The 18,215-nt window shown below is 47.3% G+C and carries 19 protein-coding genes and 1 pseudogene; 7 read left to right on the plus strand and 13 right to left on the minus strand.

The annotated features are described in order from the left end of the window. Positions 1–42: 42 nt before the first annotated feature. From FH968_RS12630 to FH968_RS12640, 3 genes are read right to left on the minus strand one after another with little or no spacing between them, the layout of a single operon-like run. Positions 43–798: a terminase endonuclease subunit gene (locus FH968_RS12630; RefSeq protein WP_139880011.1), complete on the minus strand. Its 756-nt coding sequence runs from the start codon at positions 796–798 to the stop codon at positions 43–45. A gap of 3 nt (positions 799–801) precedes the next feature. After that, positions 802–1,875, minus strand: coding sequence for a phage major capsid protein, P2 family (locus FH968_RS12635; protein ID WP_139880013.1), 1,074 nt, complete (start codon positions 1,873–1,875; stop codon positions 802–804). A gap of 47 nt (positions 1,876–1,922) precedes the next feature. Beyond that, on the minus strand, positions 1,923–2,777 hold the full coding sequence (locus FH968_RS12640; protein WP_139880016.1) for a GPO family capsid scaffolding protein: 855 nt from the start codon (positions 2,775–2,777) through the stop codon (positions 1,923–1,925). Between the two features lie 165 nt (positions 2,778–2,942). On the opposite strand from FH968_RS12640, the gene FH968_RS12645 reads away from it, so the two are divergent. Together FH968_RS12645 and FH968_RS12650 are read left to right on the plus strand one after the other, a co-directional pair. Continuing rightward, the gene (locus tag FH968_RS12645) at positions 2,943–4,715 is read left to right on the plus strand and encodes a terminase ATPase subunit family protein (protein ID WP_139880018.1); all 1,773 of its coding nucleotides are present in this window, start codon (positions 2,943–2,945) and stop codon (positions 4,713–4,715) included. Continuing rightward, a complete protein-coding gene (locus FH968_RS12650) occupies positions 4,715–5,749 on the plus strand; it encodes a phage portal protein (protein ID WP_139880021.1) in 1,035 nt (344 codons plus the stop codon). The genes FH968_RS12645 and FH968_RS12650 overlap by 1 nt, the downstream gene beginning before the upstream one ends. A gap of 264 nt (positions 5,750–6,013) precedes the next feature. Here the strand turns inward: FH968_RS12650 and FH968_RS12655 are convergent, their stop codons facing one another. Further along, positions 6,014–6,532, minus strand: a complete 519-nt coding sequence (locus FH968_RS12655; RefSeq protein WP_139880023.1) for a hypothetical protein — start codon at positions 6,530–6,532, stop codon at positions 6,014–6,016. A gap of 709 nt (positions 6,533–7,241) precedes the next feature. On the opposite strand from FH968_RS12655, the gene FH968_RS12660 reads away from it, so the two are divergent. Both FH968_RS12660 and FH968_RS23880 read left to right on the plus strand, forming a co-directional pair. Then, entirely contained in the window at positions 7,242–8,186 is a 945-nt protein-coding gene (locus FH968_RS12660; RefSeq protein ID WP_139880025.1) for a zinc metalloprotease, read from the plus strand. A 522-nt stretch (positions 8,187–8,708) separates the two neighbouring features. Next, positions 8,709–8,983: pseudogene (locus FH968_RS23880) on the plus strand (hypothetical protein). A gap of 364 nt (positions 8,984–9,347) precedes the next feature. Here FH968_RS23880 and FH968_RS12670 read toward each other — a convergent pair. From FH968_RS12670 to FH968_RS12710, 9 genes are all read right to left on the minus strand, one after another. Next, a complete protein-coding gene (locus FH968_RS12670; protein ID WP_139880027.1) occupies positions 9,348–10,217 on the minus strand; it encodes an SIR2 family protein in 870 nt (289 codons plus the stop codon). Continuing rightward, positions 10,214–11,221, minus strand: coding sequence for a ParA family protein (locus FH968_RS12675; protein ID WP_139880029.1), 1,008 nt, complete (start codon positions 11,219–11,221; stop codon positions 10,214–10,216). Before FH968_RS12675 ends, FH968_RS12670 begins: the two co-directional genes overlap by 4 nt. Positions 11,222–11,639: 418 nt before the next feature. After that, positions 11,640–13,667 carry a replication endonuclease gene (locus FH968_RS12680; protein WP_139880032.1) on the minus strand — a complete coding sequence of 676 codons (2,028 nt, stop codon included), beginning with the start codon at positions 13,665–13,667 and terminating at the stop codon, positions 11,640–11,642. Next, entirely contained in the window at positions 13,657–13,932 is a 276-nt protein-coding gene (locus FH968_RS12685) for a DUF5405 family protein (RefSeq protein WP_139880034.1), read from the minus strand. Before FH968_RS12685 ends, FH968_RS12680 begins: the two co-directional genes overlap by 11 nt. Before the next feature lie 2 nt (positions 13,933–13,934). After that, positions 13,935–14,225: a DUF5405 family protein gene (locus FH968_RS12690; RefSeq protein WP_189389107.1), complete on the minus strand. Its 291-nt coding sequence runs from the start codon at positions 14,223–14,225 to the stop codon at positions 13,935–13,937. Continuing rightward, positions 14,222–14,458, minus strand: coding sequence for a DUF2732 family protein (locus FH968_RS12695; RefSeq protein ID WP_139880036.1), 237 nt, complete (start codon positions 14,456–14,458; stop codon positions 14,222–14,224). The genes FH968_RS12690 and FH968_RS12695 overlap by 4 nt, the downstream gene beginning before the upstream one ends. Positions 14,459–14,524: 66 nt before the next feature. Next, positions 14,525–15,025, minus strand: a complete 501-nt coding sequence (locus tag FH968_RS12700) for a replication protein B (protein WP_139880038.1) — start codon at positions 15,023–15,025, stop codon at positions 14,525–14,527. Continuing rightward, positions 15,022–15,201: a hypothetical protein gene (locus tag FH968_RS12705; protein ID WP_139880040.1), complete on the minus strand. Its 180-nt coding sequence runs from the start codon at positions 15,199–15,201 to the stop codon at positions 15,022–15,024. Before FH968_RS12705 ends, FH968_RS12700 begins: the two co-directional genes overlap by 4 nt. A 17-nt stretch (positions 15,202–15,218) precedes the next feature. Continuing rightward, complete coding sequence (locus FH968_RS12710; protein WP_139880042.1) at positions 15,219–15,494, minus strand: regulatory phage cox family protein; 276 nt, start codon at positions 15,492–15,494, stop codon at positions 15,219–15,221. Positions 15,495–15,627: 133 nt separating this feature from the next. On the opposite strand from FH968_RS12710, the gene FH968_RS12715 reads away from it, so the two are divergent. The 3 genes from FH968_RS12715 (at position 15,628) to yegS (ending at position 18,152) form a co-directional block, all read left to right on the plus strand. Beyond that, on the plus strand, positions 15,628–15,927 hold the full coding sequence (locus FH968_RS12715; protein ID WP_139880044.1) for a helix-turn-helix transcriptional regulator: 300 nt from the start codon (positions 15,628–15,630) through the stop codon (positions 15,925–15,927). Positions 15,928–16,042: 115 nt separating this feature from the next. After that, on the plus strand, positions 16,043–17,056 hold the full coding sequence (locus FH968_RS12720) for a tyrosine-type recombinase/integrase (protein ID WP_139880046.1): 1,014 nt from the start codon (positions 16,043–16,045) through the stop codon (positions 17,054–17,056). Positions 17,057–17,252: 196 nt separating this feature from the next. Further along, positions 17,253–18,152, plus strand: a complete 900-nt coding sequence (gene yegS, locus FH968_RS12725; protein ID WP_139880048.1) for a lipid kinase YegS — start codon at positions 17,253–17,255, stop codon at positions 18,150–18,152. The last annotated feature ends 63 nt before the right edge of the window (positions 18,153–18,215 follow it).

Below are 18,215 nucleotides of genomic sequence, written 5' to 3' on the forward strand. Positions count from 1 at the left end.
CCAGTCTCAACCGGCGTGCCGCCCGGCGCGGGGCGCGTTCTGTTAACCGGCGGGTTTATCCGCCTTTTTTGGACGTCCACGTTTTCTTGCCGGTTTCACTTCGGCCTTACGCGGGCGCGGGGTTGTGCGGGGTTTTGTTGCCGGGGCAGGCTTAGGTCTCAGGGCGCTTTCCAGTCGCTCAATGTCCTTTTTCACGCCTGCCTGACCGTCGAGCTGCATCGCGCGCTGGAGTTGCGTGAGTGCCTCCGCCAGCCGTCCGGCATCACGCAGCACCAGACCTGTAATTTTGTGCAATCTGCCTCGCACTTTGTCGGGCATATCCGACGCAGCGGTCAGTGTCTGGGTACTGAGCAGAAGGCCGACATCAACCGGCTCACCGGCGGCATGGGCACGCATGGCCGCCAGCGCCACATCTTCGGCCAGTACATACGGCGTGGTGCGTTTGTGCTGTGAGGGCATGGTGAGACCGTACTGCATCGCATAGCGGGCAACCTCCAGCGCCCCGGCAATGTCACCGGCGTCGAGTTTCCACAGCATGACGGTCATCACGATGTCATCCTGCGCACCTTTGCCCCCGGACAAAACACCGGCCACCCACGGGGCATAGGACGGTAACAGCACGCGCTTTTTGTCGGCTTTGCGCTCGATGGAATGAATGGTTTTTAACGTGCGCCGGTCGGCAGCCAGTTTGACCAGCATCTGCTCATAAGCGGATGCATGGCGCAGCGGGTTATCGTCCCGCTGCGCGGTCACAATGGCCGAGACCCGCATCATGTGGCGTGCGGCGGGACTCGTCATGGCTTACGCCTCCTGCGCCGGTGCGTCTTTCGGCGGCTCAGGGAACTCACCGAGCGTGATGTTCTCAATCAGGCAACCGGCGGCGTAGTCTTCAATCACGTAATCAATGTTCATCGATTCGTAGTTTTCGATACGGTCGAGTTTGCCGTTCTCATCAATGATGCGGCGGTGACTGTCGTCCATGTAGTAAATGGACAGGTTTTCCAGCGTGGTCACCATCAGACCGTTAGCCGGGAAGTACGGCACGCGCACTGCGGGCAGGTTGCCGATGCGTTTCTGGCTGACAATCACATCGGCTGCCATCGCTTCGGTGTTGGCCTGCTCCTGGTTCACAATCGGGAAATATTTGTCGGCCAGTAACTGACGGCCACAAATGACGACTAAATCCGGATCTTCCTGGTACCACGGTGCAATCAGATTATTGGTCGCATCCATCACCAGGGCGTCGAGGTTGGCGAAATCACCGTTTTTACCTACGCGGATCACATCTGAAATCACGCTGCCATCTTCGGCGGTGACTTTATCCATCACGCGCGCTTTCGCTTCGTTGCGGTATTTCTGCAACCAGCCGACTGCCACGTCCTGCAACAGCGGATTTTTGCTGCGGTCAGAGGTTGCCGCGCGCTTGATACCGTTGAAACCCGCCATCATTAAATCGAGCGACTGACGCTTGATAATGGCGTTACGAATACGGATCTGGAAGTCCTGGAAACGCGCCCATAAATCGAGGGTGCGGAAACGGATATGGAAATCGAAGTTAATCTGATCGCATTCGTATTTGTTGGACTCCAACGCGGTGAAATCTTCGGTCTGACGCTCGTCACCGCTGGCGGTGTCGGCGGTGCTGGCAATCGAGCCGGAGACACCGACACCGATTTTTTCACCCTTCATTTCGGCAACCGGCACCATGTTGATGCGGGTCAGAAAGTCGGACGACTCCTGCATGGTGTTCATCAGCGTCTGAGTGACGGACGGGTCGACGCTGAATTTTTTGGTCATGTCACCGGCGTCGACGTTGTTGAGCTTCGCCACCTGGGTGAGATAGGCGTTAAATTTAAAGCGGGTCTGTGGCTTCATAGTGTTTCCTGATTAATTTTGGGGTCGTTCCGGTAGCGCGACCGGGCTTAACAGTTGGTCAGCATCGAGTCGCCATTGCCGCCGCTCGACGGTTCACGGCGGCGCTGCGCAAAGCTCTCGGTTTTATCCAGCGAGGTTTCCAGCGCGGCGAGTTTCTGCTGGCTTTCTTCGAGCTGACCGGTGAGTTCGCCCTTGAGGGTACTGAGTGACAGTTCCATCGCGGTGAGGCGCTGCTCAGTGGCGTCGTGGCTGGCCTGCACCTGCTCAGTGACGACCGTCACCGCTTCATGCACATCGCTGAAACGGGCGTCATCATCGGCCTGTTTACGGCTGAAAATACCCTTCACGGTATCGGTCAGTTTGTTGAACAGGGTGTCGGGCTGGTCTTCAAATTCCAGCTCGGCCAGCGTGGCGACCGAAATCAGGTTTTCAGGGCTGGTTTTGAAGCGGTTAAGCGGGTTAGATTTGGCGGTACGGCAAAACTCGAGGTATTCAGTGCCAAGGCTTGCCGGGTCGTCGGTGACCGCCAGACCTACCAGATAGCATTTGCCGGTGTTGGCAAAGTTCGGCTGAATTTCCATCGAGGTGTAAACCTTCTGGCCTTTGCCGACCATGTCGACCAGGTTGTCCAGTGGGGCAATTCTGGCAAACAATGCCCACTTGCCGTTGAGCACAGAGTCATCGTCAATCTGTGCCGCTTTCAGCTCCACCACGTCGCCGTAACGCTGAAAAATACTGTCGGGAAGGATGCCGCGCAGGTGCTCCAGATTGATGCGGCAACCATAGACACGCGGGTCGAAGGCGGTCGCCATTTCCTGAATGTCGGTGCCGCTGATGAGTCGCCCGTCACAGGTGTCACCCTCGACACCGATGCGGAATAACTTCGATACTTTTTTTGCCATGGTCAGGCGTCCTGATGTTGGGTGATTGGGTCAGGCTTAGTTTCCTGACTCCGCACCCGGCCTGCCATTCATCCCGGATGGCTAACCCCTGACACAACAGCACCTTAGCGCGCATCCTTTCCCGCTTAAGTAGCCTTGCTCGTTATCAGATAACGCGAGGCAACCATGACCATCACCACAGATACCTCCCTGATGCTTGATCCGCGTCGACAGGCATCACTGCTTTACTGGCAGGGATTTTCCGTGCCGCAGATTGCCGAAATGCTCGGTCAGAAACGCCCGACGGTGCAGAGCTGGAAGCAGCGCGACGGCTGGGACGGCATCGCACCCATTACCCGTGTGGAAAACAGTCTCGAAGCACGATTAATTCAGCTCATTACCAAGACGAAAAAAGACGGCGGCGACTTCAAGGAGATTGACCTGTTAGGCCGACAGATTGAGCGGCTGGCGCGGGTGAACCGCTATAACCAGACCGGCAGCGAGGCGGATTTAAATCCCAACGTGGCGAACCGCAATAAGGGTGAGCGTAAGAAGCCGAAAAAGAATTTTTTCAGCGACGGGGCCATCGAAAAGCTCGAGGAGATTTTCTTTGCTGAGTCCTTTGAATACCAGCTCGGCTGGCATCAGGCAGGGTTACAACACCGTATCCGCAATATCCTCAAATCCCGCCAGATTGGCGCAACGTTTTATTTCTCACGTGAGTCACTGTTACGCGCGCTGAAAACCGGCCATAACCAGATTTTCCTCTCGGCCAGTAAAACGCAGGCATATGTGTTCCGCGAGTACATCATCCAGTTTGCCCGCCTGGTGGATGTTGACCTGACCGGCGACCCGATTGTCATCGGCAACAACGGGGCAAAGCTGATTTTTCTCGGCACCAACTCCAACACCGCGCAGAGCCACAACGGTGACCTGCTGGTCGATGAAATTTTCTGGATCCCCAATTTTCAGAAGCTGCGCAAAGTGGCATCGGGCATGGCCTCACAGCAGCACCTGCGCTCGACCTATTTCTCGACACCGTCAACGCTGGCGCATGGCGCGTACCCGTTCTGGTCAGGCGAGCTGTTTAACAAAGGCCGGTCGGATAAAAGCGAGTGTGTGGATCTGGATATCAGCCACGCGGCGTTAAAAAACGGCATGACCTGCGATGACGGTCAGTGGCGGCAGATTGTGACCATTGAGGATGCCCTCGCCGGTGGCTGCAACCTGTTTAATCTCGACACGCTGAAACGCGAAAACAGCGCCGATGATTTCCGTAATTTATTCATGTGCGAATTTGTCGACGACAAGGCCTCAGTATTCCCGTTTGAGGAGCTGCAACGCTGCATGGTCGACAGCATGGAAGCCTGGACGGATGACTGGCAGCCGTTCGCGACTCGCCCGTTTGGTTATCGTCCGGTGTGGATTGGTTATGACCCGTCACACACCGGCGACAGTGCCGGATGTGTGGTGCTGGCACCGCCCGTGGTGGCCGGGGGCAAGTTCCGCATTCTGGAGCGCCATCAGTGGAAAGGCATGGACTTTGCCACACAGGCCGAGTCCATCAAAAAGCTGACCGAAAAATACCACGTCGAATATATCGGCATTGATGCGACCGGCATCGGCCAGGGTGTTTACCAGCTCGTGCGCGCGTTTTATCCGGCAGCGCGGGAAATCCGCTACAGCCCGGAAGTAAAAACCGCGATGGTGCTCAAAGCCAAAGACACCATTGGCCGTGGTTGCCTGGAATATGACGTGAGTTATACCGATATCACCGCCTCGTTTATGGCAATCCGTAAAACCATGACCAGCAGTGGCCGCAGCGCCACCTATGACGCCAGCCGCAGCGAGGAAGCCAGTCATGCCGACGTCGCATGGGCGACCATGCATGCGCTGTTAAATGAGCCACTCACCGCCGGTAGCGGTCAGGCATCCACCTCAATTCTGGAGTTCAACTGATGTCCAAAAAAAATAAAAAACACGCGGCAAAAAACACCCTCACACCACCGGCTGCGGCACCGCAAAAAATGGAAGCGTTCACCTTTGGTGAGCCGTCACCGGTGCTCGACCGCCGTGACATTTTGGATTACACCGAGTGTGTCGGTAACGGCAGATGGTTTGAGCCGCCGGTGAGTTTTACCGGGCTGGCGAAAACCCTGCGCGCCGCCGTGCATCACAGCTCACCAATTTATGTGAAGCGCAATATTCTCGCGTCGACATTTATCCCTCACCCGTTACTTTCGCAGCAGGATTTCAGCCGCTTTGCGCTGGATTTTCTGGTGTTCGGCAATGCGTTTTTAGAAAAGCGTATGAGCGTCACTGGCAAGCTATTACGGCTTGAAACCTCACCGGCCAAATACACTCGCAAGGGCACCAATGAGGATGTGTACTGGTTCGTGCAGTCGTTTATCACCCCGCATGAGTTCGCGCCGGGTTCCGTGTTTCACCTTCTGGAGCCGGACATCAACCAGGAGCTGTACGGCCTGCCGGAATATCTCAGCGCGTTAAATTCTGCCTGGCTGAATGAATCGGCAACCCTGTTCCGTCGCAAGTATTACCAGAACGGTGCGCACGCCGGTTACATCATGTATGTGACCGATGCGGCGCAGAGCAGCACCGACGTGGAAGCCTTGCGCGAGGCGATGCGAAGCTCAAAGGGGCTGGGGAATTTTAAGAACCTGTTTTTCTACGCACCGAACGGAAAGCCGGACGGGATTAAAATCGTGCCACTCAGTGAGGTGGCGACGAAAGATGATTTCTTTAACATCAAGAAAGCGAGCGCCGAGGATTTGATGAGCGCACACCGCGTACCACCGCAAATGATGGGCGTCATCCCCAACAATACCGGCGGGTTTGGTGACGTGGTAAAGGCCGCACAGGTGTTTGTGCGTAATGAGCTGACGCCATTGCAGGAGCGGATTAAAGAGGTGAATGAGTGGATTGGTGAGGAGATGATCCGCTTTAAGCCGTATAACCTCTGCAACGCCGATTGATATCTTGGTTTGAGATTCAGTGGCTCATATAATCTGCGTTTCTCGTTAATACTAATTCGTTTATTTTCATTTGCGCGGGATAACTCTTCATTTGACACAACTGTCATTTCGGTCGTAACCGACTCAGTGCAAAGGAGTTGTTAATTTTGATAGGAGGCTGCCAGATCTACTGTGGAGAATAATTGTGTTAGTTAATGGGAATGAGCCGCTAACGCGGCTTAAATACACAGAGTTTAATTTTTATATTCTGCCTGAATTTTATATCTAAAAGTGAATACCTAAATTAGCCAGCAAGTCTTTTACTGATTCTACAGGGTTGGTTATTGGTTTGAATAAGTCACTCGTAGAACCAATGCCTACAGCGTTTAAAATACTCTCTCTTACTTGATTGAAAACACTGTTATCTCCCCCAAGAGGATACCCTGATAATATTGCACCCGCATCTATATGGGTCATATACCTTGGGAGTACAGCAGCTAATCCATTAGTATAACCTATCACAACAAAATCTATTACCGTCTGGACAAATTCGACTTGATTCACACACTCATTATCAACTTTGTTATTCAGATCATTGATTAGCTTTGTTTTATTTTCATTTAGGTCAGAAACATATGCAATAAGGTCTATAAATTCATTGTGTTTAGCATCATAGTATTTACTCGGGTCAAGGTTTTTTGCTTTCATATTGGCGATAATCACACCAGCATCAATTATCAGCCCATCATATCCGGCATTAATTTTTTCAATGCCTGCATTTCTTGCTTCATCGCAGTAGCTCATATGCACCTCGGTTGAAATTTCGCGTCGTATGATTTGGCCTACACTTAAAACACCATATACCTTTGAACCTGGCTCGCTCATTAGTAGTAGTAAAATGGTTTAATTGATTTATGTCTGTAACACTTACGTATGAATTAAACATATATTATCATTCGGCCACCACCATCCCACTGCGTCACTACGTGACATAGTGAATTCTACAACGACGTGCAACTAACACTGTGCCGGATAGAATGAAAAGCACACGAAAAGGGTGTAAACCTAATCACTCCAGATGATCCATATATCATCAAGTTACTGATTTAGAAAGATCCCCCATGAGAAAGTCGCTATTATTTTATAGATACACTCAAAAGCCCTGAGCGCTCCAGATTATTATAAAAATACGAAATTGGTATTAACCATTATCCTTCCGGCGTAACTACAATATATAAAATCAGCAGATATCTCTACCTATACAAAAAAATACTTCATTGATAAATTTAACAGAAAACATTGAAGGATATTACTTAAGTGAGTGACTTATGATATTTAATTTCAATAATATCTAATGTCTTTACGACTTAACAAGAGTGAAGGCATTCAAAACTAGGGGCTGACATCATCAATCAGAAGGCAAATTACACAGTGAGTTTATACTCTTCTTCAATGTCATCGCACCAAAAAAATTATCTAATAACATCGGAACTACAAAGACTAGAGGTTAATTATGGCAAATAAAAAGACACCTACAACCAAGAAGTCCGCGAGTAAAACAACTCCACATTTGCAACGTAAGTGTGGTTGCATGTCGGTACATTATTGGCTGCTGGAACAGGACCCACAATTCCATATAGCACAAAGTGAACTCGAGCATGCCTTCGCTGCATCACGTCGTCTTGTACAAGCCATGCCTCCTAAACCGTACCGCATTAGCGTGGTCATACACATCCTCAATTCGCCTGGAGCAGAAACAGTAACGTCTTCACAAATTGAAGCTCAGATATCTATACTTAATAACGATTTTCGCGCGGCAAATCTCGACAAAAATAAAGTTCCACCCGTGTGGCAAGGTCTCATCGCCGATGCAATGATTGAATTTCAACTAGCGACACTAACTCCTGATGGCGAAGCAACCGATGGAATCTTGAATGTTCCCACGACTGTAACAGAATTTGGACAGAACGACTCTATGAAAGATTCCGCCCGTGGTGGTAGTGCACCTTGGCCTACAGATAGATATCTAAATATTTGGGTTTGCCAACTTAAAGACGGGCTGCTGGGATATGCACAATTTCCTGGAGGTCCTTCAGAGACTGATGGTGTAGTGATATCAACCTACGCTTTCGGGATAGGTGGCACTGCGAAAGAACCTTTTAACAATGGACGTACTTGCACGCATGAAATTGGACATTACTTCAATCTACGCCATATTTGGGGCGATACTCCAGATTGTTCAGGAGGGGACTCCGTGAACGATACCCCAAATTCCGAGGGGCCAAATTATGGCAAACCTGATTTCCCTAAAATTTCTTGCCAGAATGGTCCAAACGGGGACATGTTCATGAACTATATGGATTATGTTGACGATGACGCCATGGTTATGTTCACACCTGAACAAGTTGCTCGGATGCATGCGACGCTTGAAGGTCCACGTAAGCTGCTAGTGTCGTGAAAATGTATACAATATTTGGTGATTGGATACACGCATACGAGTTTGATACTGCTAATACGAAAGTATATGTCAAAATAGGAGGACCACTCCCCCCAAGTCGTGGGCGTCAACGTTTATCGTTTCACTCAGATGGTACTTTCACTGGAGCAATACCTGGCCTAGACGATCGTATTACTGATATAAGTGGTTCATATCAGCTTAAAGGCACTAAGTTAATACTAAATTATGGATCTGGAGTTCCGCCTGTAGTTTACGAAGCACTTCTCGATAGTGAAGGTAAAAATCTGAGGTTGATAAGAGCTTAAGTCTATATGATATTATTGATAAATCCGGCCACTATCTATTGATTGACATTTTGCTGTTAGTTATGTCTTCGCTGTGGTCTGAAAGCAGCCTTTACTGATTAAAATCCTGGAGTCCACTTTTCGTTGACTGTCGGATTTAATCATACCGTACTACGGAACACCGTCAGGCCCAGTGAAGTCATGTCGATAACCGCACCACTTTAGAGATGAGGCCTGAATGCTGACCGGATTAAACCACCTGACCATCGCCATTAGCGATATATCTCGCAGCTTCGATATCTGTGTCAGCGTTCTCGGTTTCCCCCCTAAGGCTAAATGGACGGAGGGTGAGTATTTATCTCTGGGAAAGCATTAGTTGTGTTTATCACTGGATGGGGTGGACACTAAACAAGATTACACTCATTACGCTTTTACTGTTTCCGAGCAGCCAAGTTAGAAGTTCATATCGGTAACCTGCATACTAGGCTTCAATCCTGCAAAGAAAATCCCTGACGGAATGACTTTTCTCTAATTAACTTTCAGGAGGAATCACTTCTCTTTTTAAGCCGCCCCACGGCAGCTTTTCGTACCCTACTCTGACGCTCTCAGACGCTTATCTTGAACTGCAATCTGCCCCGCACATAAACTTCATGCTTGCGAACAACTCAACGCCACAGAGACACTCTCAGGAAGAAATAAATTAAATCCATTTTGCCCTCAGCGCGCAATGCTATCCCCGCCACGCCTGCCCGCTTCATGGGTCAGTTTTAATGCAGGTGCATTCAGCCACGCAGAGGTTGCGTGGCACGCTAGGTCGATTGGAATAAAGATAAAAATACAGTTGCAAATTAAGGCACTCAAATGCACCAGTTACCAGTTACCAGTTAAGAGTTTCTTTTACTACGAGCCGCCACTCATCGACTAAAGTAACCAACTCATCAAAACTGTCCATCAACTCGCCATGGGAGCCTTTATTTTCTTTATATTGAAGAATATTAAGATTTAACGTGTCTTCAATAACTGGCAACATGTCCTTATGTATACTCTTATTTGATGTAACCAAAAAATGTGGCTTGCTACCATAATGTTTAAAAAACGAGTCCTCAAGTAACAACCTAATGTCAGGATCGTTAACTCCACACCCAACAAATAAAAATGTATGCGTTAGGCTTAATGCACTTAAAAGTTCGTAAAAATCTCTGCTCTCTGAGCGAGCTTTTGCATAATCAGAACGGCTAAAAATTAACTTTTGAGCATTATCAACTGTCCCATGAATTTTAAGTATTACTCGACCATCACCTTTTATATCTGTCACGATATCATTATCGTGATAATTTTTAACAACAACAGTCCCTAGAGTTTCTTTAGATGCATATGTTTCATATATTTTATCAAAATTAGGAGTGACTACAATGCGACAATCCAATTTGAATAAACTTTCATGAATTGGAGCATGCTTGTATCTTGGTGTGGAGAAGGCGGCTCTTACATTATCTTGAAACTTACCTTTCGGCAATCTTATTTTGATGAGTTCACAGGCAGTCAAATAATCTTCATTTGCAATTAATTTCTTTATTTGAGAGCTGTTATCTACATCAACCATGCATTGCTCTAAAAATGCCTTCCAACTTGGAGGGTATTTTTTGCCATCTTGGCTAACACTATTCATTGATACTCCAGCACCAAGAAACAAAATGCATTTCCTGCGAGCAAGATCAGAAATCAACGATTCAGGCCAACTAATCATTTGCCTGTTCCTTCCATTATATTAACTAGGTTAGCACATATGCCTTTATAAATTTTGCGAGCATCATTTACTTTGCTAAAGTGAGAGCCAACAACACCATCCTTTGATTTAAGCATAAAAACAGGGGAGTGAGCTAATTGAGACATAGGAATTAAACTATTCATATTCTCAATCTGTCCAAGCTCATAGTTAATGTTTTGCTTTTCAGCGTATGGTTTAATAATTTCCGTAGTTATGACCTTAGGTGTTTTTTTTGCAATTCGTTCAAATGCATTTACTTTCACTTTCACTCCACGAACTGTTTTACCCTTGTACTGCTGCATCGCATAACCTAGAAAAGATAGCTTCCACTTTATATTTTCATCATCAATACAATAGTCCTCACCTTCATTTTTTTTATATGAATCAAGGCCTTTTATAATACCATCCTTCCAATTCGCCAAAGAAAGATTAATATTACTTAATGCCATCAAACTAAACACATCGACAGACATTGGAATTACAAAATAGTCACATGATATTAGTATTGCACGATTTAAAGCACCTAAAGATGGGCCTACATCATAAAATACATAGTCATAATCTTGATATTGGTTTGAGAGGTGACTGAATACTAAGGTAGTTTGTAACCCTCGCGGATCTCCTGATTTAGCAGGAGCCCAATCAGTCGCTAAAAGATCCTCACTTAACGCTAATCTTGGATCACCAGGAATCAAATCAAAACCGAATCTCTCAGTTTTCAATGGGATTATTTTATCTTTTATATATCCCTTACCACGCCTTACTGGATTAAGAAAAGCCTCAATCGAATCTCTTTTATCATCGTCATACAGACTTGTCAGTTTAGCATCACTTAAGCAATAGGATGTTGTATTACATTGAGGGTCTGCATCCACAACCAAAACTTTTTTATTCATTTCCAAAGATAAATATGCCGCGGTATTACAAATAAGCGTTGTTTTCCCTACACCACCTTTGTTATTAAAAAAAACAATACTTTTCATCGTTTCAAATCCTTATAAGAATAAATTAAATACTTAGCACATCAAGTTGTTATTAATTATTAAAGCTATAGCTGAAAATGCTCTCAATGCCAAGTCCATTTGTCAACAAAATAATGATGAATCTTACTAAATAAGTGATCCTGCATACATTTTGAGCCTATACATCTTGAATGTAACTTGTAAAAACCTATTTTTAGTGGGTATACATTACTCATAATGTGTATTGTTCAATAATTAACAGCGAAGCTGTTGCAAGTGATAAATTATCGCAAGCACTAGATAAAGTTAGCCTTGAGATTAATACACCTCGTTACCATAGCAAATACCTCTCACTAAACACTTTAATAAAGAGCAGTTTATTTCGGAACAAAAATATACTATTTCTCGCAGATATCACTATTTGTTTAATGATACCAACCTACTCTCTAACAACATTCTTGCCCCTGTTATCACTACAATCTAACTCTCCTTCCTCAATATGATTAAGTAGGGTCGTGACTCTCTCAGATGCTGCAGTCCCTTCTGTACTGTTCCTCAAGTCACCCAACCCACAGTTATTGACAGGACTCCGAGTCGCGGCAGAGCCGCTCTTTAAGGTCAAAGAATTAAGATCAACTTCAACGGCCTTAGCAACGATGCGCCATTGAGTTGTACGGGTTACATGCACATTGTCAGAACCAAGATGCGGGGCAAAGATACCGATAACCTTCTGCACTTCCTCGTCATACGCATTCAGCTCGTCAGCCACCTTACGCGCCACACGGACGGTTTGCGTATCTCGCGGCACGTTTGCCCCACCCTGCGCTGCAATATACAAATCAAAATCACCGCCATCGGCTGCCGCCCTTGCATCTTCGACTCGCTCATCAAATTCACTGGCAATACTCACACCACGCGGCAGTTTACGTAGTTCGCGATAAGCACCCATTGTCGGGACACCAATTGGTTTAAATTGGGGGATACGCCACGTTGACGCCCAGGCGTTAACTGCTGCTGCGGTATCAGTCAAAGGTTTGCCGGTGTCTTTATCAATCTCCCCTTCCAGCGCGTAACCGTCGATATTCTTCGCGATATATTTTGCGATATAGCCAGCCGCCCCGCCTTTGTTGAGATGCTTACACTCAAAGCGATTTTTTGCTGCGCCTCGCTCATCGCCATCTTCTTTTAAAGAGTAACGACGCATGATCTCAATAACTTGCTGACGCTGGTCAGGCTGGCAGAAAAGCATCATGTGCCAGTGCGGCGTACCATCATGATGGGGTTCGACGACGCGCATCCCGTAGACATTAAGGTCATTGTCTTTGAACGCGGTACGCATCTTGCTCCAGATAGCACACAAATAACGCTGACCATCTTTCGGGCTGTAGGCTTCATCGTTCCATTTGTGGTTAAGCTGGACGGTTTTATCCGCCCCAGTGATACGCGTTGGGTGATATTTGGATGGGGTCGTGATGGTAAGAAACATGCCCACATCACCTTTGCTCGCGGCGTACCGCTCAATCCCGGCGATGGTGTTCATTAATTCCATGCGACGGATTTCAGGGTTAGAAATGCTTTTCAGTACCTTATCAATCAGGTCGATTCGCTCGCCCGTCTCAACATTCTCCAGCTCGCGGCTTTTCAGATACTCAAGATTAGCCAGACGACGCGCATGTACATCCCGAATTGCCTGTTTGCTGGCATACGGTGAGCGTTTTTTGCTGACCTCACCGACAGAGATAAATAGCGCTTCATTCCAGCGGGTACGCTGTGCTTTGAACTGGCGCACCCACCACTCGTCGTTAACCAGCCGGGAAACTGCTGAAAAGGCATCGCGTATTGTAAGCTTCCCTTTGCGATACTTTTTCCAGTGCATCGGAGTGATGTTAAATGCGCGGGAAGCACCTGCGATTTCGCCGTAAAGCCAGGATTGCGCTTCGTCGGTAAACAGCACTTCATTTTTGTCGCCTTCATGCTCGCTGGCGTAGCTGTCGCTGAGTTCTTCATAGGCATTGAATAACTGAGCTGCTATCCGGCCTGCAAACTTCTCCAGCGCTTTATCATTCATCCCCGGTAAGCGTGAATAGGCATCCTGTTCTGACAAGAAACGCATCGTCGCAACGGTATTCATTCTATGGTTGCGATTTACGCTTTCGATGCGTGGCCATAAGCGCCGTTTGAAAGTGGACGTCAGAAACCGCAGAGCATCAAGCTGGCTGGAATGGCGCTTCATCCAGTAGTAGCGATTGCTGAATTTTGCACGGAGGATATAAGGAAGCGTGTTTATGTCTGCTAAAACCGCTTGCACCTGACGGTGTTCGTCACGTGTAAGCGGTCTGTCATAGGGATCTCGCGAGATAGCCGCACGAGGAGCGTTCCAGGGATAAGCACCGACGAATGACTTGCCGGTGCTTTGATTAAGAAGAACAACTGAGGGAGCTGTGCGCTCCCGGTCATTACTGTGCATTGGCTTTAAAAGCGTGTTCGCATACCAGTGCAATGCGAGCAATTTCTGCGGCCATTGCTTCAATTGAGTCTACCGATGAGGACTGAATGTGATGAAGGATAAGACCGGAGACAAGCTGACTAATTTTCGGGTAATACCCGATAGAATCTAACCACTCCTTACCGGCCATCTTTCCTGTTTTAGCGACCTTCTTTTCCTGCAAAATAAATTGATATTGGTCGCTGGTAATTACCCATTTATCGCCAACCTGAATATGGACAGACATATTTAACCCTCAATATTATTAATTTTATTCATAGCGATCTGACACAGCTCGCCACAGTGATTTATCTCTTTCAAAAGCTCATTGGTGTTATTGATTCGTTTCAGAAAAACAGCCCGTTTGACCATCAGGTTAATCAGGTCGGAAATCAGCTTTAACTCACTGGAATAAATAGCGACTGTGGGATAAGAAACAGCACCGGTGTCTTTATCATGTTTAACATCAGCCAGAACAAAAGAGCCATTCAGCTTCATGACCGAATACCAGCTCTTGACGATAACCCGATGATTGGTCATAACCCTGCCCCACTTTGATAGCTGAGGCCTGATTCATGCAGCTTCTGCGATTCCTGGTGAAGCAGTTCCACAATCTCAACACCCGATAGTTCGTTGTTGGTAATGTGGCGGATAAGTCCGTCAATGTGCGATGAATACTTAACTGCCGCATCGGCCCGAGCTTCTGCCCTTGCATGGATGAGAAGTGAATTTAATTGCTCAGAGTTACTTTGATGATTAATTCTTGCTGGCATAATCCCTGACTCCAGATAATAAAAAGCCACACACAATGAAGTGCGTTAATTTTTTCAATGTATTAATTAATGGAGATATTGCTCAGGTTTAACGGCTGTCAATATTGCTGGAGTGTATTCAAATAAATTAAACAGCTCACGTAATGCCCGTATTAAAGCATCCCGCCATTTACACTGTTCGTTTTCGATATACCAGTAAGGTTGATTAAATTCATCTTCTGTCAGCCCCGCATGTAAAAACAAAGTACGCCGCTGGCTAACCGTCAGGCGGCCAATGAATCCTGATTTACTTACGCCAACAGCTCGTTGCTTTGTGAATGCGTTTCGTAGTTCATCAATGGCACAGACGATACGTTCACGATCACAATCGTTCATTTCTTCCAGACGCATGACTGAGTGACGTTGTTTAAGTTGCGCGTGAAAACAGACTGTCAGGCGTTCTCGCTCCAACATATCGTTGTAGAAATTACAGGACTCAGTCCAACGAGGTTTTGCCAGATGTTTAGCAACCAGGCCGCGCAGACCAGCCGGTTGGTTTTTCACTACTGCAAAGGTCATGACTGTCATTTAAATATTCTCCCTGCGACTTTCAGGCAACGTTGAAAAGCACTGGCAACGTCATAACGTCGCGGCTGACGAATGATGATTCCTTTACGTCCTTTACCGTGAGTAATTGAGAAATCCATCGGACGGCTTGCCTGATGGTTTCGCAGGAATTGAGCAATGCAACGTGGCTCATTCATCGTCATATCTCCCAATGTTAATTTGGTTCGCCCAAGCCCAGCCACATCAACCACCCTTCCCTGATTTCTTTTGGGCGGCTCTCATACGCCATTTTCATCCCATTATTCCAGGCAGGCAGATAGACCCAATACTCGCCAGCTCGTTTCGTTGCTGACAGCGGGTCGGACATCTCGATGACGGGAAGTTTCCCTTTTTCAATCATGCCTCTGACTGCAGCCGGAGTTTTGCCAATGAGTCGGGCAAATTCAGGATATGGGACAGCATCGCTGATACTTACAACTTGTTTGCTCATCTGCTAACCTTTTATCTAGATCTAACCAATGGGTTCTAATGTTCTCTAATGGGCTTTAGTGTAATCGCACTATCCATAGAGAAACTTGATTCACACTTGAGATTTACGATGATTATTAGAGGATCTTGATAACATGTCAATCGCAATTAGCGAAAAACTGGCGCTTATGCGCGAGTCAGAAAGATTAAACAGAAGGCAATTCGCTGAAATTACAGGGGTTCCATACAGTTCTTTGACTTACTACGAAAGTGGAAGAACAACCCCTCCCACCGACGTAACGATGAAAATCCTGAATCACCCGCAGTTTATGAAATACACGATGTGGTTTATTACTAATCAAATAGCACCAGAATCCGGGCAGATTGCACCGGCACTCGCACACTTTGGGCAAGAAACAACAATCTCGCCCCACTCAGAGCAAAAGACTGGTTAATCATTTACCGGCAATACATACATTTGAAATGTATGTCATTGACAGATAAATACCCTAATCACAGATGTAAAGAGTTAAGAGCAAAAAGTAAGCACACCAATCGGAGGGTTTTCTGATGACAATCAAGAAACTCGATGATGGTCAGTGGGAAGTGGACATAAGACCTGCTGGTCGCGACGGAAAGCGCATCCGCAGGAAGTTTGATAAGAAAAGCGAAGCTGTCGCTTTTGAAAAGTACACGCAGTACAACCACCACAATAAAGAATGGCTGTCTAAACCTACCGACAAACGGCGTCTGTCAGAGCTGACGCAAGTGTGGTGGAAGTTAAAAGGGCAACATGAAGATTATGGGCAGGGTTATCTCAGAAAAATTGAACTCTTTACTGAAATAACAGGCGACCCGTGTGCATTTCAGATAACCAAATCCCTTATCAGTCAGTACAGCACTGCTCGGCGAAGCTTGGGCATCAAGCCCGCAAGTATTAATCGCGATCTGACATGCCTGAGCGGAATGTTTACAGCACTTATTGAAGCCGAATTATTCAGTGGTGAACATCCAATCCGCGGTATGAAAAGGCTCAAAGAGCAACAACCAGAAACCGGGTATCTGACTCAAGATGAAATCGCACTGCTGCTTTCAAGGCTGGATGGGGATAACAAGAAGATCGCCGTACTTTGCCTGAGTACCGGGGCAAGATGGGGAGAGGCTGTAAAATTAAAAGCTGAACATATCATTCAGAACCGCGTGACGTTTGTTAAAACTAAAACAAACAAACCGCGTACGGTTCCGGTATCGCAGGAAGTAGCTGAAATGATTTCCAGCAATAAGCGAGGGTTCCTTTTTTTGGCAGCATCTTATAAAGAGTTCAGGCAGATTCTCAAAGAAGTGAAACCTGATTTACCATCCGGCCAGGCAACGCACGCTCTCCGGCATAGCTTTGCTACTCACTTTATGATCAACGGGGGAAGTATTATCACGCTACAACGAATATTGGGACATGCGCGAATTGAGCAGACCATGACCTATGCTCATTTTGCACCTGAATACTTGCAGGATGCCGTGTCGCTCAATCCACTTCGTGGCGGAACTCACGCGAAAAACGTCCACATAGTGTCCACACTCGAGTAGTTTTTGATGGCTTTCAGTGGTCTTGTGCACCGTGCAAACCCGCATTCCACCGCTGAAAGCCTGTATTAACAACAAGAAGAAAAGCCCTTGCGCAGGCCTTCTTTTTTGTTAAACCCGTCAGACTCATCCCGTTCTTCCCCGTAGAACCCTCACATACGATACACTCTGCACTTAACTACATTTCCTGAGGTATGCCATGGAGCAGTCCCCGGTAACGCTTGTCATCCTGAACGGCAAAGGTGCTAACAACGATATCTTGCGCAGCGCAATCAACGTCATGCGTGATGAGGGATACACGTTACATATCCGTGTCACCTGGGAAAAAGGTGATGCCTTTCGTTACGTTGAAGAAGCCGCGAACCTCGGTGTCGATACTGTGATTGCCGGAGGTGGTGACGGCACAATCAACGAAGTGGCAACCGCACTTGCGCAACTTGCGCCTGAACACCGCCCAGCCCTGGGGATTTTACCATTGGGCACCGCGAACGATTTTGCCACCAGCGTCGGTATTCCACAGGAGCTGGATAAAGCATTGCAACTTGCCATTATTGGCAGAAATGTCGCAATCGATCTGGTGCAGGTGAACGACTCGGCATTCTTTATCAATATGGCAACCGGTGGTTTTGGCACGCGCATCACCACCGAAACACCGGAAAAACTGAAAGCTGCACTGGGGGGTATCGCCTATTTCGTTCACGGCCTGATTCGTCTGGATACGCTTAAACCGGACCGCTGTGAAATTCGCGGTGAGAATTTCGAGTGGCAAGGCGATGCGCTGGTGATTGGTATTGGCAATGGCCGCCAGGCCGGCGGTGGGCAGGAATTATGCCCGCAAGCATTGATTAACGACGGGTTGCTGGAATTGAGAATTTTTACCGGTGAAGAGTTGCTTCCGGCTATCTTTAACACGCTCACGCGTCCAGACGACAGCCCGAACATTATTGATGGGCGTTCATCCTGGTTTGAGATTACCGCCCCGCACGACATTACTTTTAATCTTGATGGCGAGCCGCAGACCAGCCAGAAATTCCGCATTGATATCCATCCCAATGCGCTGAGCTGCCGCCTGCCGCCAAATTGCCCATTGTTGGGTTAAAGATTTATGACTGCACAGCAATGAAGGTGAACGGCTACTTGAAATGAGCCAGCTCGCTCCTGC

Origin of the sequence: Buttiauxella sp. B2 (genome assembly GCF_006376615.1) — a bacterium.
GTDB lineage: Bacteria > Pseudomonadota > Gammaproteobacteria > Enterobacterales > Enterobacteriaceae > Buttiauxella.